Below are 24990 nucleotides of genomic sequence, written 5' to 3'. Positions count from 1 at the left end.
CATATATTTTATTATTATATTACAAATATTTATCAGATTTCACCGCCGGTCAGGCGCTGGCAGATCAGGTCAAGCTGGTCCAGGCTCTTGTAACGGATGGTGACAGACCCCGATCGCGGATCGGCATCGGCATCGATCTTCACCTTCAGCCCCAAGAACTCTTCCAGATGCGCCTGCACGGCGGCAATATCGGCCGCATCGCCCGGGTTGCGCTCTTCGCGCGCGGTGCGGCGCGGTGGGGCATCGCCGCGCAAGGCCCGCTTGGCCTGCCGTTCCGCATCGCGCACGGACAGTCCCTTGGCCACGATCTTGCGCGCCAATGGAACAGGGTCGGGCATAGTGGCGATCGCGCGCGCATGCCCCATCTGCAACTGATCGCGCTCCAGCATATCGAGCACCTCGCCCGGTAACGCCAGAAGGCGCATCAGGTTCGCCACGTGGCTGCGCGACTTGTCGACGAATTCGGCGATCTCCTGCTGGGTCAGCCCGTCCCGCTCCGACAGCTTCTGATAGGCGCGCGCTTCCTCGACCGGGTTCAGGTCTTCGCGCTGGAGGTTTTCGATCAGCGCCAGCGCGGTCACTTCGCGCTCGTCCAGTTTGCGCACGATGGCCGGAATTTCATGGACGTGCGCGCGCTGGGCGGCGCGCCAGCGGCGTTCGCCGGCAACAAGCTGGTAGTGCCCGCCGCTCACCGGCCGCACCACAACGGGCTGAATCAGCCCGCGCGCGGAAATCGAACGGGCAAGCTCGTCCAGCGCTTCCTCATCGAAATGGCGGCGCGGGTTTTCCGGATGGGGCTCGATTTCGGCAACCGCAACCATCGCGATCCCGTTTTCACGTGGAACAGCCGGCGCCGACGGATCGCTTACCGAAACGCGCACCAGCGGCTCTTCCCGCCGCGTTTCGCCCATAAGCGCGCCCAGGCCGCGGCCCAGCGCGGCGCGTTTTGGTGCAGCAGCCTTTGTGGGCGCGGCTTTCGTTCCTTCTGCGCCATCCTTGCTCATGCCGCTTTCCTCCGTTCGGGCAGCCGTCCGATCAATTCACGCGCGAGCGCCATGTAGGCTTTCGATCCCACGCAGGTGTGATCGTAAACCAGCGCTGGCAGCCCGTGGCTTGGCGCTTCCGACAGGCGGACATTGCGCGGAATCACCGATTCGAACACAAGATCGCCAAGGCATGAGCGCACGTCGTCCGAAACCTGGTCCGTCAGGCGGTTGCGACGATCGAACATCGTCAGGACGATTCCCAGGATGCCCAGATCGGGATTGAAGCGCTCCTGCACCCGCTCAACCGTCTGCAACAACTGCGACAACCCTTCGAGCGCGAAGAACTCGCACTGCAAGGGAACCAGCAGCGTATCAGCCGCGGTCAGGGCGTTGAGCGTCAACAGACCGAGCGACGGCGGGCAATCGATCAGGCAAATGTCGTGCCCGGCATCCTGCGAAAGCGCCTCACGCAGCCGCCCTGTCCGGTCGTCTACGTTGACCAGTTCCACTTCGGCGCCCGACAGGTCGACCGTTGCCGGAACGATATCCAGCCCCGGAATCCGGCTGGGAGTCGCACATTCGCCGATCCCGGCGCCGTCAATCAGCATATCGTAGGATGACTGCTCACGATCCGCCGAACCGACGCCCATGCCGGTGGACGCATTGCCCTGCGGATCGAGGTCGACCAGCAAGACCTTCCAGCCCGTAGCGGCAAGGGCCGTTGCAATGTTGATCGCGGTGGTGGTCTTGCCCACCCCGCCCTTCTGGTTGGCGACAGCAACGGTGATCATGCTCGGCCCTTCCGTCGATGAGATACACGCTGGCGCGCGGTGTTTTCCATTCCGGCGACGTGGCCCGCGATGATACCCGCTGCGGGATCGGTCAGCGATTGTTCCACGTGGAACGTATGCCGCCAGTTTTTTGCAAGACTTTCTACTTCATGCAGGGCTTTTGCGCCTTTGGGCAACAGCCACAGGGTGTGCGGTGTGGAAAAACGGATGGATATCCTGAGCAATTTTTCCAACGGAGCAAAGGCGCGTGCCGAAATGACGCTGTATTTCCGCTCGGCCAGGTCCTCCACGCGCGACAATTCCACCCGTGCATTGCCCAGCCCAAGCGCCTGCGCTGCCCGTTCGAGCCAGTCCGTCCGGAGGCGGCGCGAATCCACCAACGACACCTGCCGGTCGGGTTGCAGCACAGCAATAACAAGGCCCGGAAAGCCCGCACCCGTCCCAAGGTCGAGCCACTCGCCATCGGGCAATGTTTCACGTGGAACAGTCAATAGCTGCGCCGAATCGAGGATGTGCCGCTGCCAAACAAAGGGCAGCGTTCCGCGCGAAACGAGATTCTGCTGGTCGTTCTCTACGATCAGCAAATGAGTCAACAGGTCCAGCCGCTCCATCGTTTCGGCATCAGCACCGACCACGTCACGCAGCCATGCCTTCGCCCCTTCCTCGCTATCGGTCACGCCGCGCGCCTCCGCGCATGGACGAGCAGGCTTGCAAGCGCGGCGGGAGTAATGCCCGCCACCCGGCCGGCTGCAGCCAGCGTATCGGGCCGCGCGCTGGAAAGCCGTTCAACCATCTCGCGCGAGAGGCCCGGCACATCGCAGTAGGGAAAATCGTCACCCAGGCGAACGCCATCGCTGGCCCGCAAGTCGCGCAACTCGCTCTCTTGCCGCGCGAGATAGGGCGCATAGGCGGCGTCCTCCTCAACCTCTTCAACTAGTCCCGCATCATCAGGCACAGGACATCCAAGAACAGGGGAAAGCCCGGTGAGCGAAACTTCCGGGAAACGCAGCCATTCCGCCAAGGGCCGCCGGGCGCCGTCTTCGCGCACAGCCAGCCCTGCCCTGCCAAGCTCCGCCGATGTCGCCACTTCACCAAGCGCCGCGTCGATCCGTGTGCGCACTTCCTGCCTGCGCTCAAACCAGGCGCGACGCTCATCGCCCACACAGCCCGCGGCAATCGCACCCGGCGTCAGGCGGCTCGAGGCGTTGTTGGCGCGAAGGCGCAGTCGATACTCCGCGCGCGCCGTAAGCATGCGATAGGGCTCAGACACACCGTGAAGTGTCAGATCATCGATCATCACGGCCATATAGCTGTTTGCGCGGTCCAGCTCCGCGGGTGCCCTTCCAAGCGCCCTTGCCGCCGCGTGCATACCGGCGACCAACCCCTGTGCCGCTGCTTCCTCGTAACCTGTCGTGCCATTGATCTGCCCTGCGCAATGCAGGCCGGGAATCGCCTTGACTTCAAGACCGCGATTCAAAGCGCGCGGGTCAATATGATCGTATTCCACCGCATAGCCGGGCACAGTGATCTCCACCGCCTCCAGCCCCTCGATCGACCGCATCATGGCCAGTTGCACGTCAACCGGAAGCGAGGTGGATACGCCGTTAGGATAAACAGTCGGATCGTCCAGCCCCTCCGGCTCAAGGAAAATCTGGTGCCCGTCCCGATCGCCGAAGCGATGGATCTTGTCCTCGATGGACGGGCAATAGCGCGGACCTTGCGCGCCGATGGCGCCGGAGAACAAAGGCGACCGGTCCAACCCGCCGCGGATAATGTCATGCGTCCGCGCATTGGTTCGGGCGATGGCACAGAACACCTGCGGCTGCGGACGCGCGGGCGTGAGCGGCGACATCGTCCACGGCTCGATATCGCTCGGCTGCTCTGGCAACCGCGCCCAGTCGATTGTCCGACCGTCAAGCCGGGGCGGCGTGCCGGTTTTCAGGCGCGCCATCGGAAGGTCGGCGTCACGCAACTGTCGGGCCAGCCTGTGCGCCGAGGCTTCACCGATCCGCCCGCCCTCCATGCGGTCTTCGCCGCGGAACAACCGCCCGCCCAGGAACGTGCCGGTGCACAAGACCACCGCGCTCCCCGCAAGGATGCTTCCATCGCCGAGTTCGATGCCCGTCACCCGGCCGGCCGCCATGCGCAACGCGGACGCCTCGCCGGGCACCACCGTCAAACCCCTCTGTTCCCCCAGCATGCGTTGGATCGCGGCCTTGAACAACTTTCGATCCGCCTGGACACGCGGCCCCTGCACCGCGCTGCCCTTCGATCGATTGAGCATCCGGTAATGGATTGCCGCCGCATCGGCGGCTCGGGCGATCAGTCCGTCGAAGGCATCGACCTCACGAACGAGGTGTCCCTTCCCAAGCCCGCCGATCGCGGGATTACAGCTCATCGCGCCAATTGTCACCGCATCAAAACTCACCAGCGCGGTGCGCGCACCCATGCGCGCGGCAACCGCCACGGCTTCGCAACCGGCGTGGCCGCCACCGACCACGATCACATCGAACTGCTGCATGAAACGCCCGATACAGGACCACCGGATTCGCGTCAAAGAAAGCCGTGTTCCACGTGAAACATCGTGCGCATCATTTCCCGATGCAGAAACGCCCGAAAAGAGCATCGAGCATATCCTCGGTCCCGGATCGGCCGGTCAGCCGGTCAAGCGCCGCGCGCGCAAAGCGCAAGTCTTCCGCCGCCAGCAAGGGATCGTCCTGCCGCGCAGCTGCTTCTATCCCCACGCGGCAATCTTCGAGAAACCGGTGCTGGCGCGCGGTAAGGGCAACCTCGCCCGGCAAGGGGAGAGTTTTTCGCGCATGGTCCACAAGCGCTGAACGCAGGCGGGGCATCCCCTCACCCGTATGCGCGGACACGCAATGCGCGCCGGGCGATTTCGGCTTCAGGTCGCTCCGGTCGACCTGCGCGGAAACCTCCCACAGAATCCCGCCGGAAGTCCCCCTTCCCTCTGGACCCTGCCCTTCCGGACCCAGCCAAAGCACAAGGTCCGCTTCCTGTGCAGCGGCAATGGCGCGGGCGATGCCGACCCGTTCGATCTCACCAGCGCCCTCCTCGCGCAGACCGGCGGTATCGACGAAGGTGAATGGAATACCGTCCAGCGCGACCGATGCCGTCAAAACGTCACGTGTGGTGCCCGGTTCGGCAGCAGTTATGGCCGCTTCTTTTTCAATTAACTTATTGAATAACGTAGATTTTCCTGCGTTCGGCGGCCCAGCCAGCACCACCCGGAACCCCTCGCGCAACGGCTCCGCACGCGGCCTTTGCAGCCATTCGCGAAGGTCCTCGGCAAGCTCCATGCACGCGGGGGCAAACCCATCGGGCAGGCCTTCTCCCACTTCCCCTTCGTCCGAAAAATCAAGCGCGGCTTCGATCCGCGCGGAAAGGCGCAGCACGTCGTCACGCCATCGCGCAATCTCGCGAGAGAAGGCCCCGCCCGCCATCGCCAGTGCGGAACGGCGCTGCAATTCCGTCTCGGCCGAAAGCAGGTCCGCCAGGCCTTCCGCCTCGGCCAGGTCGATCGCCCCGTTGGCAAAGGCACGGCGCGTGAAATCGCCCGCCGCGGCATGGCGCAATCCCGGCAGCGCGGCCAGCGCCGATTCTACCGATGCGACGACAGCGCGCCCGCCATGCAGGTGCAATTCCGCGCAATCCTCTCCCGTCGCGGTGCCGGGGCCGGGCATCCACAGCACCAGCGCACGATCCAGTTCCACCCCGTCCCCCTTGCGCAAGGTGCGCAAAGTCGCGCGGCGCGACTTTGGCAGCGACCCGCACAGCGCAATCAGCGCGGCGCCCGCTTCGGGGCCGCTGATGCGCACGACGGCAACCCCCGCCGGGGGCGCGCCGGATGACAATGCGAAGATGGTCGTGGTCATGCCGGACATGATAGCGCCGTGCGCGCCGGCACGGAACGATCAGTCGTCTTTCTTGCGTCCGCCGTCCTTGCCGCCGCCGGCAAAGCCGGCCATCGCCGCGCCTGCCCCTTGCTCGACGAAATTCTGGAACAGCTTGAGGCCGATCTCGCCCATCGGGGCAAGCTGCTTGGCCATCGTCTGCAACTGGTCCACATTGCCCGCGCCTTTCATCGCCTTGGCAATCGCGTCAATATAGACGTCGTTGGCCTTGGATACATCGGGAAGCCCCAGGAAGCGGCGGGCCTCTTCTGGCGTGCAATCGATTTCTACGTTGACCTTCATGGTTTCAAGAAACCTTTTCTTGTGCCGGAACGTTCTGGCACAGGGCCGGTACCGGGCTATGGCGGCACAGTGTCACGCACGCTTGGCAAAGTCCACGCTTGCGGCCAAGTTGCCGTTCTACCAACGACACAGGATAAAAGGACCAGCGACATGGGCGAAAAGACGCAGATTTCCGCGCTCGACGGTGAGGGGCAGATTCCGGCCTACGTGGAAAGGCCGGCGGGCGAGGTGAAAGCGGCAATCATCGTCATCCCCGAAATCTTCGGCGTAAACGAAGGCATCCGCAGCAAGTGCGAAAGCTATGCCGCCGAAGGCTATCTGGCGGTCGCACCCGATATTTTCTGGCGTTTTGCACCCGGTGTGGAGCTAAATCCCGACGTAGAGGCCGAATTGCAGGAAGCCTTCGGCTATTTCCAGCAGTATGACCCGGACAAGGGCGTGAAGGACATCGAAGCCGCGATTCACTGGATCAGGCGCGAAAAGGGCATCGCGAAAGTCGGGCTGGTCGGATATTGCCTCGGCGGGCGGCTCGCCTACATGGCGGCAACGCGCACCGACATTACCTGCTCTGTGGGATATTATGGCGTGATGATCGACCAGATGCTGGACGAAAGCCACGCCATCGCCAATCCGCTGATGCTGCACGTGCCCACCGCGGACCATTTCGTTACACCGGAAGCGCAAAAGGCCATGCACGAAGGGCTCGACCCCAATCCGCACGTGACGCTGCACGATTACCAGGGCCTCGATCACGGCTTCGCCACCGAGTTCGGCGATCGCCGCGACGAAGCGGGCGCGCAGCTTGCCGACAGCCGCACACGGGAATTCTTCGCCACCTACCTGGGCTGAGGAGCCCCCTGCATGATTCCGATCTACAAGTTCCCCAGCCCCGGCAACCTTGCCGGCCGGTTCGGCGTGCCCGCCGCCCTGATCGCGCTTGCCATTGTCTGCGCGCTCTGGCCTCCGGCGCGCTGGGGGCTTTATGTGCTCCTGCCGCTGCTTGGCGTGGCGGCGTGGGATTTTCTGCAGGACCGGCATTCGCTGCGCCGCAATTATCCGCTGATGGCCCGCGTTCGCTGGATCATGGAAGACCTTCGGCCTTTCGCCCGGTCCTACATCGTGGAAGGCGATCTGGAGGGCCGGCCCTTCAACCATGACGAGCGCGCGCTGGTCTATGCCCGCGCCAAGGGACAGCTGGACGCGCACCCCTTCGGCACAGAACTGGACGTCTATACCGACGAATACGACTGGCTTGGCCACTCGATCGCCCCCAACGCCGCCGCGCCGGAGGAATGGCGCCTCGGCATCGGGGGACCGCAGGCGTCGAAGCCATACCAGTCTGCGCTGCTCAATATTTCGGCGATGAGCTTCGGTTCGCTTTCGGGCAATGCGATCGAAGCGCTCAACCTTGGGGCGAGGAACGGCGGATTCGCGCACGATACCGGCGAGGGCGGGCTGTCGAAATACCATCGCAAGCACGGCGGAGACATCATCTGGGAACTGGGCAGCGGCTATTTCGGGTGCCGCGACAAGGACGGCAACTTCGATCCCGGCCTGTTTGCCGAACATGCCCGGCTTGACCAGGTCAAGATGGTCGAAATCAAGCTGAGCCAGGGCGCGAAGCCGGGCCACGGCGGCGTGCTGCCAAGCGCCAAGGTGACAAGGGAAATCTCGGAAACGCGCAAGGTTCCGCAAGGTGAGGATTGCGTCAGCCCGCCGGGCCATTCGACCTTCGCGACACCGATCGAGATGCTCGAATGGGCGGCCAGCCTCCGTGAAATGGCGGGCGGAAAGCCGGTAGGCATCAAGTTGTGCATCGGCCAGCCGCACGAGATCTTTGCCGTGATGAAGGCCATGCTCGAAACCGAAATCCTGCTCGACTACATCGTTATCGATGGTGCCGAAGGCGGAACAGGCGCGGCGCCCGTGGAACTTTCCAACAGCGTGGGAATGCCCTTGCGCGAAGGGCTGATCCTGGCGCGCAACGCACTGGTCGGCACGCGGTTGAAAGAACACGTGCGACTGGGCGCATCGGGCAAGGTGCATTCGGGCGCCGGGCTGGCGATGAATTTCGCGCTGGGCGCAGACTGGTGCAACGCCGCGCGCGCCTTCATGTTCTCGCTGGGTTGCATCCAGTCGATGAAGTGCCACACCGGCGAATGCCCGACCGGTATCGCCACGCAGGACCCGCTGCGCCAACGCGGGCTGGTGGTGGAAGACAAGGCTGAACGCGTAACGCGCTTCCAGCGGCAGACGCTTGGCGCCTTTCGCGAAATCGTGGTGGCCATGGGGCTGGACAATCCGTGGCAGATTGCGCCCGATCAATTGATGCAGCGCGTCAATTCGGCAAGATCGGACGCGATGGACCGGATCTACGGCTTCCTTGACGAAGGCCAGTTGCTGGACGATCCCGGTTCGGTGCGCATCGGCCGCTATTGGGACATGGCGCGAGCCGATACGTTTCGCAGGTGCGCATAACGGTCCGCACGGGTTGCGGGACAGGCGAAGGAGATGCCCATGACGGAGTTCGATCTGTGAAACTGGGCCTAGCGGCCTGGCACCGCGCGATGGCTGATGGCTGTCCGGAAGATGTGATGCGCGAACTTGTCGCACCCGATGCGACGTTCCATTCGCCTGTCGTCCACACTCCGCAGGAAGGGCGCGAAAAGGTGATGCTCTACCTGGGCGCGGCTGCCCGCGTGTTCGCCGATACCGGCTTCCGCTATGTGCGCGAACTGGTTGACGGGCCGGAGGTCTGCCTTGAGTTCGAGGCGGAGATCGACGGCATATATGTCAACGGGATCGACCTGATCCGGTTCGACATCGAAGGCCGCATCGCCGATTTCAAGGTGATGGTTCGGCCGCTGAAGGCGATCAATGCGCTCTGGCAGAAGATGGCGACGGAGCTGGAGAACACCTGACGGCGGCAATCGCCGCGTTTTGGCGGGCCATTACCTGTGATGACGATGGTGGTGCCGGCGCCAGTGTTTGTGCGCCTGCACCCAGGTTTCGGGCAGCTTGTCCAGCGTAAGATAACCGCGCCCCAAAGTGTCGAGCGCTGCAAACCGGTTGGTGGCCGCGGTTTCGGCCTGGTCGCGCGTGACCTTTCCATCGAGGTCTGGCGTCATGGCTGTAACCGGTTCGGGCAGGGCCAGAAGGTCGAACCGCGCCGCCCCGCGCGGCACGCCGCGCGCATTGGCGGAATCCGGGTCCCAGCTTCCCACATCGCGGCCAAAACCATCGCCCTGGCCATCGTCCCCGTCGGCGCCCTGGAAATGCCGTGCCGCGCCGTGCCAGCCACTTCCATACCCGGCCACGCCGCCATTTCCGCCATAGCCGTACCGATCACCCGAGCGGGCCTCGGGCGCGATGTCGTTTTCGTAGTGCGCGATTTCCGCGTGATCGAGCACATGGTCGCGATTGGTATCGAGACTGTCGAAGAAATGCATGAAATCGACGACGAACTCGCTCGAACTGATCCGCCCGTCGTGATTGCCGTCGGCCTGCGCGAACCATTGCGCGACCGGATAGGGCGCGCCTTCAGGTGCGCGGAACGGCTCCCCCGAAGGCGCGATGAACACCTGCATCGGCACTGGCGCCGGGGCGGCGGCAGACGCGGAAGCACCGGCCTGCAAGGCTGCGGCAAGAAGAAGCGGGATCAGGGGCACGATGCAACCTCCCGGCGATGACGATCGTCATGACGTCGAATGTCATGAAGGCGCTATGGCCCCGCAGATTGCACCGCGATTTCGGTAACGTGAACTTACCGAAATCCTTCCGCAGCCAGCATCAGGCCATCAACTACATCAGGCCGGTGCTCGAATCAGGTAAGCCGTGCGAAGTTCAGCACAAGGTCGCGTTGCGGCGGAACAAGGCCAACGGGCAGCGCCTCGTCGAGGATCCTTCGCTTGTCGCTTACCGCGCCGCCGATCTGTATCAGGTGCATCGCCCAGTCTTCGCAGCACCGTGCAGCCACTTCGCGGTCTTCCACGGCGCGGATGCCCGAATGGCGGTCATCGTCGTGAAGCCGCTGGATCAGCGGGTCCAGAACACCGCTTTCCCCTTCCACCAGTTGCAGGAAATTCCGCCCGTTGAACAACAGGAACCCGGTGATCCCGTCATCGCCGTTGCGCTGGCGCGACGTGGACAGGATCGATCCCAGATCGTCTTCGCAAAAGTCCGGCGCGGCATTGCTGACATAGATATATTGACGCATTCGGTCCCCCAAATGACGCGCGCGTGCCGCGTTACACGTGCGAATGTCGGATTGTGACGAACCCCGAAGGAAAATCCGCAAAGCCGTCGCAAAGCTGAGCGTCTCCGCCTGAGTTCGACCTGCTTATCAACCTTGCGCGGCCCCTGCAATCGGCCCCAGCCAGTTTCGCACGAAGCGGGCACGCGCCTGCACCGAAACCCTGGGAAGTTCTATCGGATCATAGCCATAGCGGCGCCATGCCGAAAGCACGGCGGCATCGCTTTCAAGCGCTTCGGGCCAGGTCTGGATGCGTTCCTCGTCCTGGGCATAGATGTCTTCCCACATCGGCGCATGGAAAACCGGCCCTTCATAGCGCAGGCCCGCGCAGGCGCGTTCCACCTCGGCGGGAATCGCCAGCCCTTCCAGGTCGAGAAAACCGGCGATGTCGGGAAAACCGCGATCGAACACGGTGATTCCCGGCCTCGCCGCTTCGAAGGCCGCCCGTTCCGCTTCGAACATCGCAAGCGCGAAACCGGCCGGATCGTTCGCACGGAGCGCCATTCCGCCGGGTTGCTGCAGGATGATGCGCGCCACTTCCGGCACCGCCGCCACACCATCGCGTTCAAGCGCCGCGATCAGCGTGGACTTGCCCGCCCCCGGTCCGCCGGTAATTGCCGAACGGACGCGGGGAGCGGTGGAAACCACGCAACCCTTACTGGTTCATCGTGGCGAAGAAGTCCTCGTTGGTCTTGGAATCCTTCATCTTGTCGAGCAGGAATTCCATCGCGTCGACCGTGCCCATCTGCATGAGGATGCGGCGAAGCACCCACATCTTGGAAAGCTGGTCCTTGGGCACCAGCAGCTCTTCCTTGCGGGTGCCGCTCTTGCCCACGTCCAGCGCGGGGAAGATACGCTTGTCGGCCACCTTGCGGTCCAGCACGATTTCGCTGTTGCCGGTGCCCTTGAACTCTTCGAAAATCACTTCGTCCATGCGGCTGCCGGTGTCGATCAGCGCGGTGGCGATGATGGAAAGCGATCCGCCTTCCTCGATATTGCGCGCCGCGCCGAAGAAGCGCTTGGGGCGCTGCAGGGCGTTCGCATCCACACCGCCGGTCAGCACCTTGCCCGACGAGGGGACGACGGTGTTGTAGGCGCGGCCAAGGCGCGTGATCGAATCGAGCAGGATCACCACGTCCTTCTTGTGTTCGACAAGGCGCTTGGCCTTTTCGATCACCATTTCGGCAACCTGCACGTGGCGGCTGGCCGGTTCGTCGAAGGTGGAGGAGATAACCTCGCCGTTCACGCTGCGCTGCATGTCGGTGACTTCCTCGGGCCGCTCGTCCACCAGCAGCACGATCAGGAACACCTCGGGGTGGTTGTCGGTGATCGCCTTGGCGATATTCTGCAACAGTACGGTCTTGCCGGTGCGCGGCGGCGCCACGATCAGCGCGCGCTGGCCCTTGCCCTGCGGGCTGATCAGGTCGATCACGCGGGCGGACTTGTCCTTGACCGTGGGATCGAGCGTGTCGAGCCGCAACCGCTCGTCAGGATAGAGCGGGGTCAGGTTGTCGAAGTTCACGCGATGGCGCACCACGTCGGGTTCGTCGAAGTTGACCTTGGTCAGCTTGGTAATCGCGAAATAGCGTTCACCGTCGCGCGGCGCGCGAATTTCGCCTTCCACGGTATCGCCGGTGCGCAGGCCCCATTTGCGGACCTGGTTGGGCGACACGTAGATATCGTCAGGCCCGGCAAGATAGTTCGCTTCGGGGCTGCGCAGGAAGCCGAAACCGTCGGGCAGGACCTCGATCGTGCCGAGACCCATGATTTCCTCGCCGTCTTCGGCAACTTCCTTCAGGATCCCGAACATCAGGTCCTGGCGGCGCATGGTCGATGCGCCTTCGACGCCAAGCTCTTCGGCCATCTCGACCAGCTCGGCAGGGGTTTTCTTTTTCAATTCTTTCAAGTGCATGTCGTGTTCCGGATGGAATGCTGGGAGTTGGCCGGCGATGGCTGTCTGGGCTTGGAGAAAGCGAGCCTGGAGCAACCCCCTGGAACGGGCCGCCCGCCGCCGGTAACACCAAGCGCATTAGTCCCGCCGCACGCGCGCTGTCAACGCGCAAACGCCAGTCGCGCGGCTATCATGAGGCTATGGCGGGACAGGCGCCGCAGCGGCTTCGCGAACAGCGCGAATAACCTCAGTCGCCGGGCTTCTCGACCGCCTTGCGCCCGGCGGCTTTCAGTGCCTGTCCGAACGCACGGACTTCCTTGCCCTTGGCGGTCATTTCGTTGCCGCACCGGTTGGCTTCGCCTTCGAATTCGTTTTCGACGAAGCTCTTGTCGCCGAACAGGCGCGTGATCTCTCCGGCATAGTCGTATCCCGGCGTGCGCCCGTCCACACGGCCGATGTAATACATCATGCCGCTGGCCAGCCCGCTCTTGCGCAAGGGATCGTCCTCCCTGCTGGCGATTGCCGCGATCACCGCGATACACTTGGTATCGGCAAGGTTCAGGTCCGCCACAGGCGCCGCCGTGGCGGCCGAAGCGGCCGCGGCCATAAGCGGTAACGCAATCATGCCACTTTCCCCCCAGGAAGGCTCAGAACGGCTTCACGACAACCAGTATCACGATCAGCGCCGCGGCGATGCCCGGAACCTCGTTCAGCATCCTGAGCGCCCGTCCGGACAGTTTGCGAGTCCCGCGCGACAGCGCGCCGGCATAACTCGCCAGCCAGAAGTGATAGGCGGTCAGCACCAGAACAAGCGCCAGCTTTGCGTGGAACCATCCGGCGGTGAAGAACCCGCCGCTCCACGCCAGCGCCAGCCCGAAGGCCCAGACCAGCAGCAGCGAAGGCCACATGATGATCTTCAGCAGCTTGCGCTCACGATCGATCCAAAGGGCGTTTTCGGGCGATCCCGGTTCCGATTCCTGATGATAGACAAAATAGCGCGGCAGCATGAAAAGCCCCGCCATCCAGAAGATCACGAAGATCACGTGACCGGCCTTGAGCCAGAGATAGATCATCGAAAGCACCTGTTCCATGTCGGCCGATGTAGGACGCCTTGGCCTTGCATGCCACCCAAGGGCACGGATCGTGAAGAAATGATAATGAACCGCGTCACGCGTCGCGCGTCCATTCCCTGACCACTTCCAGCAGGTATTCCACGTGTGCGATCGGCGTGAACTGGCCGATGCCGTGGCCAAGGTTGAACACGTGCGGGCGATCGGCGAAGCAATCCAGGATATGCCGCGCGCGGCGTTCCAGCTCTGCCCCGCCGGCCAGCAGGAGCAGAGGATCGAGGTTGCCCTGCACCGGCATGCTCGACGGCAGTTCGCGCGCCGCCCACGCGGGGTTGACCGTCTCATCCACGCCGACGGCATCGACCCCGGTGCCCTGCGCATAGAGCGCCAGTTTCTCGCCCGCGCCTTTCGGAAAGCCGATCACCGGCACGTCCGGGTGCAGTTTTTTCAGTGCGGCGACGATGGCCGCGTTGGGTTCTATCACCCAGCGTTCGAACTCGGCCGGGGCAAGGCTGCCCGCCCAGCTGTCGAACAGCTGCACCGCCTCCGCGCCCGCCTGTATCTGGCCGGAAAGATATTCGACCGTAACATCGACGATGGCATCGACGATCGCGGCGAACGCTTCGCGATCCGCATAGGCAAAGGCGCGCGTATCGTGCTGGTCGCGGCTGCCCTCACCCGCGACCATGTAGGTGGCGATCGTCCACGGGCTTCCCGCAAAGCCCAGCATGGTGGTTTCGGCCGGAAGCTGGGCCGCGACCTTGCGCACCGTTTCGTAAATCGGATGGAGCCGCTGCGGCGCCTCGTCCAGAGAATCCAGCGTACGGTCGATCAGCCGGGGGGAAAGCTTCGGCCCTTCCCCGGCCAGGAATTCCAGCGCCTGCCCCATCGCATAGGGCACGATCAGGATATCGGAGAACAGGATCGCCCCGTCGAACCCGAACCGCCGCACCGGCTGGATCGTCACTTCGGCGGCGGCATCGGTATCGTAAACGAGGGCCAGGAATCCGCCCTTCTCGGCCCGAAGCTCGCGGTATTCGGGCAGGTATCGTCCCGCCTGGCGCATAAGCCAGATCGGACGCCTGGCAAGGTTTGCGCCTTTGAGGGTATCGAGAAGGGGACCGGGCATCGCTTTCGTTCCAGTGCTCAATAAACAAAATAAAGAATTATATGAATCAGGATGTAGGAATCTGTTGTGCTGTGGATATCGGGGATGGCGCGCCTGTGCCCGAATTGTGCCGGGCCGCAAAGGGAAAACTGGCCGATGCGACTCTGGCGGAATCCGTCGTCAACGAAGAGTTATCCCCACTGTCCCGACCATTGGGAAAACGCCGTCCACATGTCCACAGGTGGCGGATGGAATGCCGGATAGCAGGCATGAAACCGGCGGCCCGGAATATCCGCGAAAGCATCCAGCGGGTTATCGCACGCCTTTCCACAGCCCTGTCCATAGGTGCTTGCCAAATGACCGGAAAACCGCGCAAAACCGCCATATGAAGCGCCTCCATCTCCATCTGCTGTCAGACTCCACGGGCGAAACGCTGGAGATGATCGCCAAGGCCGCGCTCGCCCAGTTCGAGGATGCGGACGTCGTGCGCCACTTCTGGCCAATGGTTCGTTCGCTCCAGCATCTTGACCGGATCATGGGAGAGATTGCCGCAAATCCGGGGCTAGTCCTGTTCACACTGGTCAATGCCGACACGCGCGACCGGCTGGAAAGCCGTTGCGCCGCGCTTGGCCTGCCCGTGGTCGCGGCGCTGGATGCGGTGACGGACGCGCTGGAACAACAGCTTGGTCAGGTCGCGCACGGCCGGCCCGGCCGCCAGCACGCGATGGACGAGGCCTATTTCAAGCGGGTCGACGCGATCCAGTTCACCATTGCCCATGACGACGGCATCGGCTGGCAAAACTGGGAAGAGGCGGACATCGTCCTGGCCGGTGTTTCGCGATCGTCGAAAACGCCGACCTCGATCTATCTCGCCAATCGCGGTTACAAGGTGGCCAACATTCCCATCGTGCCGGAAAGCCCGCCGCCGGATTCGCTCTATTCGCTGCGGCGGCCGATGGTGGTCGGGTTGACGACCAGCCCCGAACGGCTGGTGCAAGTGCGGCGCAACCGTCTGCTCACACTGAACCAGGCGCCGGAAACCGCCTATGTCGACAGCGAGGCGGTGGCCCGCGAAGTGCAGTTCGCGCGGCGCATGTTCGCCAACAATGGCTGGGCGGTGATAGACGTATCGCGCCGCTCGATCGAGGAAACCGCCGCCGCCGTGATCAACCTGTATAACGAGCGCAAGGCCGCCGGGATCAGCGGTTCGCAAGGAGCAAAGCCGATATGACCATCGTCCTCGCGTCGCAAAGCGCATCGCGCAAGGCCATGCTCGATGCCGCGGGCGTGCCCTACGAGGCGCGCACCTCGTCCTGCGACGAGGCGGAGCTGAAGCGCGAACTGATTGCCGTTCCCGCATCGGAAATCGCGCTTGTCCTGGCAGAAGCCAAGGCGATGTGCGTTTCGGTTTCGATGCCGGGCCGCCTGGTGCTTGGCGGGGATTCGCTGGTCGAAGTGGGCGGCCGGCTGTTCGACAAGCCGAAGGACCGCAAGGAAGCGGCCGAACATCTGCGCTTCTTTTCGGGCAAGGAAATGCACCTTGTCGCTGCGGCCGCGTTGCTGCGCGACGGGCGCGTGACCTGGCGCCACGCGGATGTCGCAAAACTGCGGGTCCGCCAGCTTACCGACAGCTTTATCGACAGCTATCTCGACAGCGAATGGCCCGCCGTTTCGGGCTGCGTGGGCGTGTTCCGGATAGAGGCACTGGGCGTGCAATTGTTCGAAAACATCGAAGGCAGCCACTTCACCGTGCTGGGCATGCCCTTGCTGCCCTTGCTGGGCGCCTTGCGCGAAGCGGGGGAGATCCCGGCTTGAGCCGTCCGTTTGCCGAAGTGATCGGCGATCCCATCGCGCAGTCGAAATCGCCGCTGATTCACGGGTTCTGGCTGGAAAAGCTGGGGATCGCGGCCGACTATCGCGCCTGCCACGTGCTCGCGGGCGATCTTGCGGACTATCTTGCCGCGCGCCGCCGCGATGCCCACTGGCGCGGGTGCAACGTCACCATGCCGCACAAGCAGGCGGTGATACCCTTGCTCGACAGGCTGGACCCGCTGGCCGAACGCATCGGGGCGGTCAACACGATCGTTCCGGAAGCGGGCGGGCTGGCCGGATACAACACCGATGCGCCGGGGTTCCTTGAACCGCTGCGCGCGGATCTTGCGGAACGGCACCTGTTCCGCATGGCCCGCGTGCTGGGAACCGGCGGCGCGGCCCGCGCCATCGTTGCGGCGCTTGCCGGAGAGGGGCTGACGATCGTTCTTGCCGGGCGCGATCCCGCCAAGGCGCGGGCCTTGCTGGACGATCTCGATCCCGGCGGCGATCACCACGCGGTGGACATCGCGCACTTCGCCGATCCCACCGATTTCGCCTTCGACGACCGGCAGGGCCTGCTCGATCTGGTCGTCAATGCCAGTCCGCTGGGCATGGCAGGACAGCCGCTGCTTGCCTTCGACATGAGCCACGCACCGCCCGGCGCGGTGTTCTATGACATCGTTACCCATCCGGTGGATACGCGGCTGTTGCAGGCCGCACGGGCCGCCGGGCACCGCACGGTGGACGGGCTTTCCATGCTGATCGGGCAGGCGGCATTCGCGTTCGCACGGTTTTTCGGCCAGGCGCCGCCGCGCGAACACGATGCCGAGCTGCGGGAGAAATTGACGTCATGACGCGGGATGATCGCAAAGCGCACCACAAGCCCTTCATCCTCGGCCTGACCGGATCGATCGGCATGGGCAAGTCGGCGGTCGCTTCGATGTTCATGGAACTGGGCGTGCCGGTGTTCGATGCCGATGCCGCCGTTCACGTGCTGCAGGGACCGGGCGGAAAGCTGCTTCCCGCGATAGAGGCGGCCTTTCCCGGCAGCACCGGCCCCGAAGGCGTGAAGCGCGCGGAACTGGGGGCAAAAGTGTTTGGCGATCAGGCCGCGCTCAAACGGCTGGAATCTATCGTCCATCCCGCAGTGGCGGAAATGCGCCAGGCATTCCTGATTGAACATGCCGGACAGCCGCTGGTCGTGTTCGATATCCCGCTGCTTTACGAAAAGGGCGGCGCCGACCTGCTCGATGCCGTGGCGGTGGTTTCCGCGCCCGCCGCCGTGCAGCGCGAACGCGTGCTGGCCCGCCCCGGCATGACCCCGGAAAAGTTCGCGCACATCCTGGACCTGCAAGTGCCCGACTCGGAAAAACGCGCCCGCGCGGACCACGTGATCGACACCGGCGTCACCCTTGCCGAGACGCGCGCGGCGGTTGGCGAACTGGTCAATCGGCTGACAAGCGGCTGAAGCGCGAAAAAAGGGCGCCCGAAGTCCTTTCGCGCCCTTGTCACGCCTCTGTCTCGGGCCGATATAGATAATGATGCGTGAGATCGTATTCGATACCGAGACCACCGGCCTCGACCCCCGCAGCGGCGACCGCCTCGTCGAGATCGGCTGCATCGAACTGGTGAACCGCGTTCCCACCGGCGACGTGTTCCACGCCTACTTCAATCCTGAGCGCGACATGCCCGCCGAAGCCGAAGCGGTGCACGGCTTGTCCAGCACCTTCCTGGCCGACAAGCCGCTGTTTCGCGATCGCGCTTCGGAGCTGATCGATTTCATCGCCGATTCCCCGCTTGTCGCGCACAACGCCGGGTTCGACTTCGCCTTCCTCAATTGCGAACTTGAACAGTGCCAGATGGATGCGGTGGACCGTGCGCGCATGGTGGACACGATCGCCATCGCGCGGCGCAAGCATCCGGGCGCGAAGCTTTCGCTCGATGCCTTGTGCAGCCGATACGGGATAGACCGCAGCCACCGCACCAAGCACGGCGCCCTGCTCGACGCCGAACTGCTGGCCCAGCTTTACGTGGAATTGATGGGTGGCCGGCAGATCGGGCTGGAACTTGCCGCCGATGCGGAAGTTGCCACAGTCCGGGTCAGCGAGATTTCGGTGACCCGCAAGTTCCGGGCTCCGCGCCCGCACGTCGCCAGCGAGGATGAACTCGCCCGTCACGCCGAATTCGTTGACGGGTTGAACGAACCGATCTGGCGGCGTTGACCACCCTCCGCTTGGCGGGGGCAAAACCAGGAGAAGTCTTAGATGGAAATTCGCGTTTCGGGACACCAGGTCGATACCGGCGCCGCGCTCCAGGCCCATGCCGAGGAACGCCTCGGCGGCATCGTCGACAAGTACTTTTCCCAGGCGCTTTCCTCGCAGGTCACGCTCGGCAAGGCGCCACACGGCGGTTTCCGATGCGATATCGTGACCCACGTGATGCAGGGCCTGATCCTGAAGGGTGGCGCTGTCGCGCAAGAGGCGCACCAGGCGCTGGATGCCGCGGCCGAGAAGATCGACAAGCAGCTTCGCCGTTACAAGCGCCGGCTGAAGGACCGGCACGAACAGGCCGACGCGGCGCGACGCGCGGAAGTTGACGGGTATGATGCCGCGGCGCTGGACAATGCGGGTTATACCGTGTTCCAGACCGATGGCGCGGACGATGCCGAAGCCAGCGAAGCGCCGCTGGTCGTGGCCGAAACGCGCGCCAACATCCCCGAAACGACCGTTTCCGATGCAGTGATGATGCTTGACCTGCGCAACACCACCGCGCTGCTGTTCAAGAACGCCGGAACCGGTGCGCACAACATGGTGTATCGCCGGGATGACGGCACGATCGGCTGGGTCGAACCGGCCCGCTGATCCGCCGGACGCGGCCTCCCGCGCCTTCATGCGGCCAATCAGCGCTTGCGCATGACGGCATGAAGGCGCATGGGAGCGGCGACCTTGTCGCCATGCGCGACCAACCCCCCGCACAGATACGTCTGTCCAGAACGATGACCGCTCTTTTTACGATCGACCCGCGCGCCGTGCGCATTGTCAAAGCCGAAACCAAGCGCGAGATTCTCGACGCGCTGGCCGATTGCTTTGCGGATGTCTATGCGCTCGACCGGACCGAGGTGAGCGAGCGGATCGACGAGCGGGAAAAGCTGGGCAGCACGGGCTTTGGCCGTGGCGTGGCGATCCCCCACGCCCGCATCGAAGGCCTTTCGCGCCCGGTCGCGGTTTTCCTGAAGCTGGAACACCCGGTCGATTTCGATGCGGCCGACGGAATGCCCGTGGATTGCATCTTCGGGCTGCTTTCGCCCGAACAGGCCGGCGCGATGCACCTGCAGGCGCTTGCCGCGATTTCGCGGATGACGCGCGATGAACGCATGCACGAAGCCCTTGTGGCCGCAACGGACGTGGAAGCGCTCAACGGACTGCTGGTCAATGTGATAGACCGGAATGCCGCCTGAAGAAGGCAGCGGTGCGGTGGAAGGTGCGCGGCTCCACTGGCGCGCGCTGGAAGGGCTTTATGCCTCCGCGCCGGTCAACGAGATGTTCCGTTCGCAACTGGAAATCACCGGCGAAGGCCGCGCGCGCATCCGGTTCGATATCACGCCCGATTGCTATCACGCCGCGGGCGCCGCGCACGGCACGATCTATTTCAAGATGCTCGACGATGCGGGCTTCTATGCCGCGAACACGCTCATCACCGATCGCTTCCTGCTGACCACGCATTTTTCGCTGCAGTTCCTGCGTCCGATCCGCGAAGGCACGGTCTATGCCGAAGGCAAGTGGATCAGCGGCAAGCGGCGCGTCCTCGTCGCGGAATCGCGCCTGGTTGACGAAGAGGGTGAGGAAATCGGGCGCGGCACGGGCACGTTCATGCGCTCTCACATCGCGCTGGCCGGTCTGCCGGGCTATTCCGAAGGCTTGCGCCGGGCCGTTTCGGGCGAATGACCGCGCGGCTTCCCGCCCACCTTGAGGTTTCCGCGCTGATTCGACTCTGCGAGTCCGAAGGTGGTTTCGCAGCGGTGATCAGGAAAGGTGAACGCGATGCGGGCACAATTATCGTCGTCCTGGCCCGAAGCGATGGAACTTCAGGGATTTACGAGCGGATGCCGCAGCTTGACGGGACCAGAGCGTGGACCCTATCCAAGACGCAAACCGCTGAAAATAAAAAGGAAATAGACGAATACCTTGAACGGCGCGCCCGCCAGGATGACGATCTGTGGATTGTTGAACTGGCTATCGACGAAGGCGAACGGCTGATCCTGAAAAGTTAAGCCGGCGGGTTGACTTTGGCGCAACGAACCATAATGGGCGCGCACCGATGTTGCGCAGGCGGCGTCGCACCGCACCACCGCGGAGCACGCTAGCACGCAGACGGGGGGCGTCCGCCACGGACCGCCGGCATGAGCAGTCTCCAGCGGCAAACAGCCGTTCTTGCCCGTGCCGCACCGTGACCGGCTCGTTCACCGCACAAGACCGCGTTTTGATGAGCACGAAACTTCGATATGCCAGTGCGCTCAGCGTTGCTGCGACATTAGTCACAATCCTGTTCAGCGCCGAAGGTTCCGGCGCGGCCGCGCAGGTATATACCCAGACGGCCACTCCCGCGGCGCAGGCCGCCGCGAACGAAGCAACCACCACACCCAGTTTCATCGCCCAGCCCGTTGTCCAGCCGCTGCCCGATTCCGAGGCCGCTGACGACAGTGCCGTGGACGAAACCGTCGCCGTCGACACGGATGACGACGATGCGCCCGAAGCCGCCTCGCTGGCAGAGCTCGTCGCGCAGACGCCCGTGCCCGCCACCCTGTCGAAGCAGATGCGCTGCCTTGCCGGGGCGATCTATTTCGAATCCAAGGGCGAAACGCTGGCGGGGCAACTCGCCGTGGGCCGCGTGGTCATCAACCGCGCGGTGTCCGGACGTTTCCCGAACAGCTATTGCGGCGTGGTGTTCCAGCGTTCGCAGTTCTCGTTCGTCCGTCGCGGATCGATGCCGCATATCCGCACGTCGAGCCATGCATGGGCCAATGCGGTGCGCATCGCGCAGATCGCGGTGGACAATGCGTGGACCAATCCCGCCAAGGGCGCGCTGTTCTTCCACGCGACCTATGTCTCGCCGCGCTGGAGCCACCACCGCGTCGCGCGCATCGATAATCATATTTTTTATCGTTGAGGCTTGATGGCCGCCGGTCGGGCAGGCGTGACGCCTGATCCGGCTGTCGGACCGGCGGACGGCATGGCCGTCCGGCCACGCCTTACGGCACCGGCCCACTCCCCCACCCGGCCACCCATGGAATTATCCTGATCGGGTGGCCGGGTGGGGGAGCGGGCCGGTGCGGTTCCGCCAGACTGCCGATTGAACCAGGTATCAGGTCGGCAAGACTGGCGGCAATCCGACCACATTGATCGGCCAAAGGCCGATCAATGCCGGAAGTGCCGCATTCCTGTGAAGACCATCGCAAGGCCCGCTTCGTCGGCCGCGGCGATCACGTCTTCGTCGCGGATCGATCCGCCCGGCTGGATGATCGCGGTCGCGCCCGCCTCGGCGGCGGCCAGCAAGCCGTCGGCAAAGGGGAAGAACGCGTCCGATGCAACGGCGCTGCCCGCCGTGCGCGGCTTTGCCCAGCCGAACTTCTCCGCCGCCTCTGCCGCCTTCATCGCGGCGATGCGGCTGGAATCGCGCCGGTTCATCTGGCCCGCGCCGATACCGGCGGTCACGCCGTCCTTGGCATAGACGATCGCGTTGGACTTCACGTGGCGCGCCACGGTCCAGGCGAACAGGCAGTCTTTCAGTTCCTGTTCGGTCGGTGCGCGTTTGGTCACGACTTTCAGGTCTGCTTCCGAAATCGCGCCGTTGTCGCGCGTCTGCACCAGCAGGCCGCCGGTGATCGGCTTTACCTGCAACCCGCCACGGCGGGGATCGGGCAGGTCGCCGGTAAGCAGCAGGCGAAGGTTCTTCTTCTTCGCGAAAGCGGCCCGCGCGGCATCGTCGGCATCGGGTGCGACGACGACTTCGGTGAATATCTCGCAAATCGCTTCGGCGGTCGGCCCGTCAAGCGTCTGGTTGACGGCAACGATACCGCCGAAGGCCGAAACATCGTCGCACGCCAGCGCACCCTTCCATGCGTCCAGCAGCGTATCGGCCTGCGCCACGCCGCAGGGGTTGGCGTGCTTCACGATTACCACCGAAGGCCCCTGCCCTCGGAATTCGGCGCATAGCTCAAGCGCGGCGTCGGCATCGTTGTAGTTGTTGTACGAAAGCGCCTTGCCCTGCACCTGCTCCCCTTGCGCGATACCCTTCGCGTGTGGGCCGACCGGCGTGTAGAGCGCGGCGCGCTGGTGCGGGTTTTCGCCATAACGCAGTTCGGTCACGCGGCGGCCGTTCACCGCCAGCATCTCGGGGAACATTTCCTGCTGGTCGGCAAAGGCGAACCACTGGCTGATCATCGCGTCATAGGCGGCGGTCTGCGCGAAGGCGCGGGCCGCCATCAGCTTGCGGAATTCCGTGGTGGTCGCGCCGTCGTTCGCGTCAAGCTCGCCCAGAAGGCCGTCATAGTCGGCCGGATCGGTCACGATCGTCACATAGGCGTGGTTTTTCGCGGCAGAGCGCACCATCGAGGGACCGCCGATATCGATGTTCTCGATAATCGTGTCGCGATCCGCGCCCTTGGCGACCGTTGCCTCGAACGGATAGAGGTTCACCACCACAAGGTCGATCGCGCCGATGGCATGTTCGGCCATCGCGGCGGCGTGTTCGGGGTTGTCGCGCACGGCCAGCAATCCGCCGTGGACCATCGGGTGCAGCGTTTTCACCCGGCCGTCCATCATTTCCGGAAATCCGGTAAGGTCGGATACGTCGCGCACTTCCAGCCCGGCGTCGCGCAGCGCCCTTGCGGTGCCGCCGGTCGAAACCAGTTCCACGCCGCGCCCGGCAAGCGCCTTGCCCAGCTCTGCCAAGCCGGATTTGTCGGACACTGAAAGAAGTGCCCGGCGGATCTTAACCTCGCTCACGATTTTTGCTTCCCTATCTCATCTTCTTGAGCAGCCAGGAGAACGTCTCCCCGCTGCGCGGAACCTTGGCCGCGATAACCAGTTGCCGCGTGCCGTGCGGGCGGCCCCTGCCATCTGCCCAGAGGCTTTCCTCCACGCTGATCGCATCGCGGCCCGAACGGAACTGCCACAGGCTGCCATCGGGCAGCGAGAGCGTTACGCCCTGCCCGTCCTCGCCCTGCGCTATCTCTACGTGCGGGGCAAGGTGGAAGCGCAACGCAACGCCGATCGTTCCGCGCTTGCCCTTGCGGCCGGCGGGCACAAGCAGGTCTTCGCCGCGCAGCTCGCTGCCGTCGTCACGCAGGATCAGGATGCGGCGGTGGGTAAGGCCATAGCGCGGGACATAGCCATTGTGGCTGGCCTCTATCCGCGTCGCGCCCGGCCCGCTGTCCGCCGCCAGCGTGCGCCGGTCGAGCTCTACTTCGGATACCCCGGAGCCAAGGCGGCCGTTGATCAGCACCGCGGTGGAGTTGAAATCGTCTATCGCCAGCGTGGAATGGGCGGCCGTGGCGCGCAGGCCCTGTTCCAGCCGCAGCGGGATCATCCCGCCCGCGAACGCCGCGCCCCCGCAGTTGACGATGATGCGCTGCGCGCCGTGGCTGAATTCGAACGCCAGCGTCGATGCACAGCCGCACCGTGCGTGCCGGGCCAGTGGCGGCGGCGCGGCGTCCATGATCAGCACGCCCTTGCCCGCCGAAACGCGCTGGTATCCCCACTGGCGCGCATCGCGCAAAGGCCGGGTGCGCACGCCGCTGGCCGCGATCAGCGCCTCTATCCGTTCCGCCGTGACCGCGCCCGCGCCCTGCCAGCTTGCCACGGCGCCGTCACCGTGCAGCATCGCCAGCAGCGGCGGCACGAGCAGCGACAGCATGACGTCGATCTGTTCGGGCGGATCGCGCCGCACCGCCGCATAGCAGGCACGCAGCCGCACCAGCAGCGCGATTGCCTCTATCTGCCCCAGCGGACTGCGCGAAAGGACGCCGCCATCGTCGCCCACCAGTTCGCCCAGCGCGCGGATCAGCCCCATTTCGCCATAGAGCCGCCGCGCCTTCCCGCCTTCCAGCAGAAGGCCGGCGGCAACGATGCCGCACCATCCGGCCACTTCACCAAGCCGGTCCTGCGCCTTGCCCACGTGCCGGTCCAGCCAGCGCGCGGTGGCCAGCATGGTGATCAGCACTTTCGCGCGGGACTGCTTGTCGCCCGAAAGGATCAGCGGGGCGTGAACCAGCCAGTTCATCAGCCGGTGGCCCACGTTGCCCACGTCCCACGCGGGCGTCCGGTCCGGCTGGGGATTGGCGGAAAGCCATGCGCCCAGCACGCGTTCGGCCACTTGCGTGCACTGCTGACGCGGGGCGCAGGCTTCAAGGTCGGCAAGCCAGGTGAAGCCGTGCACCATGCGTTCGAACGGCGGGGCAAGGCGCGGGCCGGAAAACTCCGTATCCGCGATAGGCGCCTTCACGCCGTGGAGCAGGAAGTGCCCGGCACGCAGCGCGGTGCCCGCCACCTTGTCTCCGGCCAGCGGGTTGGTGACGGTGGCCAGCAGGCGCGGCTTCGCGCTCTTGCGGAAAGGGTGGAGCACCGTGGAGGGCAGGCCCATCGCATAGGCGAAGCGCACGAAGCGTTCACCCATGCCGAGCGCGGGCGCGGAGAAATCGGTAACGGTCAGCGCGCGGCCCGGCTGGATCACCTCATCCGGCGGGAGGTTGCCAGTCCCGGTCATATCGCTGTCGGGTATTGCGGTTTCCGGCATGACGTCATCGGCCAATTCCGAAGCGGCCAATACTGAACCGGATTCGGCCGCATCGTTGCTGTCGGGCTGGGCA

Annotated in this window: 28 protein-coding genes; 13 read left to right on the top strand and 15 right to left on the bottom strand. The window is 64.4% G+C overall.

The features are described from left to right. Positions 1–32 precede the first annotated feature (32 nt). From RXV95_RS01745 to RXV95_RS01720, 6 genes are all read right to left on the bottom strand, one after another. Positions 33–1004 (bottom strand): ParB/RepB/Spo0J family partition protein, encoded by a 972-nt coding sequence (locus RXV95_RS01745; protein ID WP_338467305.1) that lies wholly within the window; start codon positions 1002–1004, stop codon positions 33–35. Continuing rightward, entirely contained in the window at positions 1001–1777 is a 777-nt protein-coding gene (locus RXV95_RS01740) for a ParA family protein (protein WP_338467304.1), read from the bottom strand. The genes RXV95_RS01745 and RXV95_RS01740 overlap by 4 nt, the downstream gene beginning before the upstream one ends. After that, on the bottom strand, positions 1774–2454 hold the full coding sequence (rsmG, locus tag RXV95_RS01735; RefSeq protein WP_338467303.1) for a 16S rRNA (guanine(527)-N(7))-methyltransferase RsmG: 681 nt from the start codon (positions 2452–2454) through the stop codon (positions 1774–1776). Before rsmG ends, RXV95_RS01740 begins: the two co-directional genes overlap by 4 nt. Next, positions 2451–4298 (bottom strand): tRNA uridine-5-carboxymethylaminomethyl(34) synthesis enzyme MnmG, encoded by a 1848-nt coding sequence (mnmG, locus tag RXV95_RS01730; protein ID WP_338467302.1) that lies wholly within the window; start codon positions 4296–4298, stop codon positions 2451–2453. Before mnmG ends, rsmG begins: the two co-directional genes overlap by 4 nt. Positions 4299–4368: 70 nt before the next feature. Further along, complete coding sequence (mnmE, locus tag RXV95_RS01725; RefSeq protein WP_338468611.1) at positions 4369–5670, bottom strand: tRNA uridine-5-carboxymethylaminomethyl(34) synthesis GTPase MnmE; 1302 nt, start codon at positions 5668–5670, stop codon at positions 4369–4371. A 39-nt stretch (positions 5671–5709) separates the two neighbouring features. Then, positions 5710–5991, bottom strand: coding sequence for a DUF6489 family protein (locus tag RXV95_RS01720; RefSeq protein WP_338467301.1), 282 nt, complete (start codon positions 5989–5991; stop codon positions 5710–5712). 150 nt (positions 5992–6141) lie between these two features. On the opposite strand from RXV95_RS01720, the gene RXV95_RS01715 reads away from it, so the two are divergent. Genes RXV95_RS01715 through RXV95_RS01705 form a run of 3 tightly spaced genes read left to right on the top strand, consistent with a single transcriptional unit; the run spans position 6142 to position 8912 of the window. Continuing rightward, positions 6142–6840: a dienelactone hydrolase family protein gene (locus RXV95_RS01715; protein WP_338467300.1), complete on the top strand. Its 699-nt coding sequence runs from the start codon at positions 6142–6144 to the stop codon at positions 6838–6840. A 12-nt stretch (positions 6841–6852) separates the two neighbouring features. Then, positions 6853–8469: an FMN-binding glutamate synthase family protein gene (locus RXV95_RS01710; RefSeq protein ID WP_338467299.1), complete on the top strand. Its 1617-nt coding sequence runs from the start codon at positions 6853–6855 to the stop codon at positions 8467–8469. A gap of 56 nt (positions 8470–8525) precedes the next feature. Then, on the top strand, positions 8526–8912 hold the full coding sequence (locus RXV95_RS01705; RefSeq protein WP_338467298.1) for a nuclear transport factor 2 family protein: 387 nt from the start codon (positions 8526–8528) through the stop codon (positions 8910–8912). Between the two features lie 30 nt (positions 8913–8942). On the opposite strand, the gene RXV95_RS01700 is transcribed toward RXV95_RS01705, so the two are convergent. The 7 genes from RXV95_RS01700 to hemE form a co-directional block, all read right to left on the bottom strand. Beyond that, positions 8943–9659 carry a hypothetical protein gene (locus tag RXV95_RS01700; protein ID WP_338467297.1) on the bottom strand — a complete coding sequence of 239 codons (717 nt, stop codon included), beginning with the start codon at positions 9657–9659 and terminating at the stop codon, positions 8943–8945. A 155-nt stretch (positions 9660–9814) separates the two neighbouring features. Further along, on the bottom strand, positions 9815–10207 hold the full coding sequence (locus RXV95_RS01695; RefSeq protein ID WP_338467296.1) for a BLUF domain-containing protein: 393 nt from the start codon (positions 10205–10207) through the stop codon (positions 9815–9817). Positions 10208–10333: 126 nt separating this feature from the next. Next, positions 10334–10891, bottom strand: coding sequence for an ATP-binding protein (locus RXV95_RS01690; protein ID WP_338467295.1), 558 nt, complete (start codon positions 10889–10891; stop codon positions 10334–10336). A gap of 7 nt (positions 10892–10898) precedes the next feature. Beyond that, positions 10899–12155 (bottom strand): transcription termination factor Rho, encoded by a 1257-nt coding sequence (rho, locus tag RXV95_RS01685; protein ID WP_338467294.1) that lies wholly within the window; start codon positions 12153–12155, stop codon positions 10899–10901. A 226-nt stretch (positions 12156–12381) separates the two neighbouring features. Further along, the gene (locus tag RXV95_RS01680) at positions 12382–12759 is read right to left on the bottom strand and encodes a hypothetical protein (RefSeq protein WP_338467293.1); all 378 of its coding nucleotides are present in this window, start codon (positions 12757–12759) and stop codon (positions 12382–12384) included. A gap of 22 nt (positions 12760–12781) precedes the next feature. After that, complete coding sequence (locus tag RXV95_RS01675) at positions 12782–13225, bottom strand: CopD family protein (RefSeq protein WP_338467292.1); 444 nt, start codon at positions 13223–13225, stop codon at positions 12782–12784. 76 nt (positions 13226–13301) lie between these two features. Further along, on the bottom strand, positions 13302–14333 hold the full coding sequence (gene hemE, locus RXV95_RS01670; protein ID WP_338467291.1) for a uroporphyrinogen decarboxylase: 1032 nt from the start codon (positions 14331–14333) through the stop codon (positions 13302–13304). 364 nt (positions 14334–14697) lie between these two features. Here hemE and RXV95_RS01665 point away from each other — a divergent pair, with 364 nt between their 5' ends. The 10 genes from RXV95_RS01665 (at position 14698) to RXV95_RS01620 (ending at position 21290) form a co-directional block, all read left to right on the top strand. After that, complete coding sequence (locus RXV95_RS01665; protein ID WP_338467290.1) at positions 14698–15543, top strand: pyruvate, water dikinase regulatory protein; 846 nt, start codon at positions 14698–14700, stop codon at positions 15541–15543. Continuing rightward, entirely contained in the window at positions 15540–16127 is a 588-nt protein-coding gene (locus RXV95_RS01660; RefSeq protein WP_338467289.1) for a Maf family protein, read from the top strand. Before RXV95_RS01665 ends, RXV95_RS01660 begins: the two co-directional genes overlap by 4 nt. After that, the gene (locus tag RXV95_RS01655) at positions 16124–16978 is read left to right on the top strand and encodes a shikimate dehydrogenase (RefSeq protein ID WP_338467288.1); all 855 of its coding nucleotides are present in this window, start codon (positions 16124–16126) and stop codon (positions 16976–16978) included. Before RXV95_RS01660 ends, RXV95_RS01655 begins: the two co-directional genes overlap by 4 nt. After that, the gene (gene coaE, locus RXV95_RS01650; RefSeq protein WP_338467287.1) at positions 16975–17592 is read left to right on the top strand and encodes a dephospho-CoA kinase; all 618 of its coding nucleotides are present in this window, start codon (positions 16975–16977) and stop codon (positions 17590–17592) included. Before RXV95_RS01655 ends, coaE begins: the two co-directional genes overlap by 4 nt. Positions 17593–17665: 73 nt before the next feature. Beyond that, positions 17666–18346 (top strand): DNA polymerase III subunit epsilon, encoded by a 681-nt coding sequence (gene dnaQ / locus RXV95_RS01645; protein WP_338467286.1) that lies wholly within the window; start codon positions 17666–17668, stop codon positions 18344–18346. Between the two features lie 42 nt (positions 18347–18388). Continuing rightward, entirely contained in the window at positions 18389–18985 is a 597-nt protein-coding gene (raiA, locus tag RXV95_RS01640) for a ribosome-associated translation inhibitor RaiA (protein WP_338467285.1), read from the top strand. Between the two features lie 134 nt (positions 18986–19119). Continuing rightward, positions 19120–19581, top strand: a complete 462-nt coding sequence (locus RXV95_RS01635; protein WP_338467284.1) for a PTS sugar transporter subunit IIA — start codon at positions 19120–19122, stop codon at positions 19579–19581. Then, complete coding sequence (locus RXV95_RS01630; RefSeq protein ID WP_338467283.1) at positions 19571–20068, top strand: PaaI family thioesterase; 498 nt, start codon at positions 19571–19573, stop codon at positions 20066–20068. The genes RXV95_RS01635 and RXV95_RS01630 overlap by 11 nt, the downstream gene beginning before the upstream one ends. Continuing rightward, positions 20065–20394: a DUF1491 family protein gene (locus RXV95_RS01625; protein ID WP_338467282.1), complete on the top strand. Its 330-nt coding sequence runs from the start codon at positions 20065–20067 to the stop codon at positions 20392–20394. Before RXV95_RS01630 ends, RXV95_RS01625 begins: the two co-directional genes overlap by 4 nt. A gap of 212 nt (positions 20395–20606) precedes the next feature. Beyond that, entirely contained in the window at positions 20607–21290 is a 684-nt protein-coding gene (locus RXV95_RS01620) for a cell wall hydrolase (protein WP_338467281.1), read from the top strand. Between the two features lie 248 nt (positions 21291–21538). Here RXV95_RS01620 and purH read toward each other — a convergent pair whose 3' ends face one another. Together purH and RXV95_RS01610 are read right to left on the bottom strand one after the other, a co-directional pair. Beyond that, positions 21539–23131, bottom strand: coding sequence for a bifunctional phosphoribosylaminoimidazolecarboxamide formyltransferase/IMP cyclohydrolase (gene purH, locus RXV95_RS01615; RefSeq protein WP_338468610.1), 1593 nt, complete (start codon positions 23129–23131; stop codon positions 21539–21541). Positions 23132–23141: 10 nt separating this feature from the next. Further along, positions 23142–24917 (bottom strand): heparinase II/III family protein, encoded by a 1776-nt coding sequence (locus tag RXV95_RS01610; RefSeq protein WP_338468609.1) that lies wholly within the window; start codon positions 24915–24917, stop codon positions 23142–23144. Between the last annotated feature and the right edge of the window lie 73 nt (positions 24918–24990).

Origin of the sequence: Novosphingobium sp. ZN18A2, from assembly GCF_036784765.1 — a bacterium.
Lineage (GTDB): Bacteria > Pseudomonadota > Alphaproteobacteria > Sphingomonadales > Sphingomonadaceae > Novosphingobium.
Note: the sequence above shows the minus strand (reverse complement) of the source record. Positions and strands in the feature narration are given on the sequence as shown.

Excerpts from the sequence above, each read along its gene's own strand:
- RXV95_RS01745 (WP_338467305.1), bottom strand. The coding sequence starts at position 1,004 with ATGAGCAAGGATGGCGCAGAAGGAACGAAAGCCGCGCCCACAAAGGCT.
- RXV95_RS01740 (WP_338467304.1), bottom strand. The coding sequence starts at position 1,777 with ATGATCACCGTTGCTGTCGCCAACCAGAAGGGCGGGGTGGGCAAGACC.
- mnmG (WP_338467302.1), bottom strand. The coding sequence starts at position 4,298 with ATGCAGCAGTTCGATGTGATCGTGGTCGGTGGCGGCCACGCCGGTTGC.
- mnmE (WP_338468611.1), bottom strand. The coding sequence starts at position 5,670 with ATGACCACGACCATCTTCGCATTGTCATCCGGCGCGCCCCCGGCGGGG.
- RXV95_RS01720 (WP_338467301.1), bottom strand. The coding sequence starts at position 5,991 with ATGAAGGTCAACGTAGAAATCGATTGCACGCCAGAAGAGGCCCGCCGC.
- RXV95_RS01715 (WP_338467300.1), top strand. The coding sequence starts at position 6,142 with ATGGGCGAAAAGACGCAGATTTCCGCGCTCGACGGTGAGGGGCAGATT.
- RXV95_RS01710 (WP_338467299.1), top strand. The coding sequence starts at position 6,853 with ATGATTCCGATCTACAAGTTCCCCAGCCCCGGCAACCTTGCCGGCCGG.
- RXV95_RS01695 (WP_338467296.1), bottom strand. The coding sequence starts at position 10,207 with ATGCGTCAATATATCTATGTCAGCAATGCCGCGCCGGACTTTTGCGAA.
- rho (WP_338467294.1), bottom strand. The coding sequence starts at position 12,155 with ATGCACTTGAAAGAATTGAAAAAGAAAACCCCTGCCGAGCTGGTCGAG.
- RXV95_RS01680 (WP_338467293.1), bottom strand. The coding sequence starts at position 12,759 with ATGATTGCGTTACCGCTTATGGCCGCGGCCGCTTCGGCCGCCACGGCG.
- RXV95_RS01675 (WP_338467292.1), bottom strand. The coding sequence starts at position 13,225 with ATGGAACAGGTGCTTTCGATGATCTATCTCTGGCTCAAGGCCGGTCAC.
- hemE (WP_338467291.1), bottom strand. The coding sequence starts at position 14,333 with ATGCCCGGTCCCCTTCTCGATACCCTCAAAGGCGCAAACCTTGCCAGG.
- RXV95_RS01665 (WP_338467290.1), top strand. The coding sequence starts at position 14,698 with ATGAAGCGCCTCCATCTCCATCTGCTGTCAGACTCCACGGGCGAAACG.
- RXV95_RS01660 (WP_338467289.1), top strand. The coding sequence starts at position 15,540 with ATGACCATCGTCCTCGCGTCGCAAAGCGCATCGCGCAAGGCCATGCTC.
- coaE (WP_338467287.1), top strand. The coding sequence starts at position 16,975 with ATGACGCGGGATGATCGCAAAGCGCACCACAAGCCCTTCATCCTCGGC.
- dnaQ (WP_338467286.1), top strand. The coding sequence starts at position 17,666 with ATGCGTGAGATCGTATTCGATACCGAGACCACCGGCCTCGACCCCCGC.
- raiA (WP_338467285.1), top strand. The coding sequence starts at position 18,389 with ATGGAAATTCGCGTTTCGGGACACCAGGTCGATACCGGCGCCGCGCTC.
- RXV95_RS01635 (WP_338467284.1), top strand. The coding sequence starts at position 19,120 with ATGACCGCTCTTTTTACGATCGACCCGCGCGCCGTGCGCATTGTCAAA.
- RXV95_RS01630 (WP_338467283.1), top strand. The coding sequence starts at position 19,571 with ATGCCGCCTGAAGAAGGCAGCGGTGCGGTGGAAGGTGCGCGGCTCCAC.
- RXV95_RS01625 (WP_338467282.1), top strand. The coding sequence starts at position 20,065 with ATGACCGCGCGGCTTCCCGCCCACCTTGAGGTTTCCGCGCTGATTCGA.
- RXV95_RS01620 (WP_338467281.1), top strand. The coding sequence starts at position 20,607 with ATGAGCACGAAACTTCGATATGCCAGTGCGCTCAGCGTTGCTGCGACA.
- RXV95_RS01610 (WP_338468609.1), bottom strand. The coding sequence starts at position 24,917 with ATGCCGGAAACCGCAATACCCGACAGCGATATGACCGGGACTGGCAAC.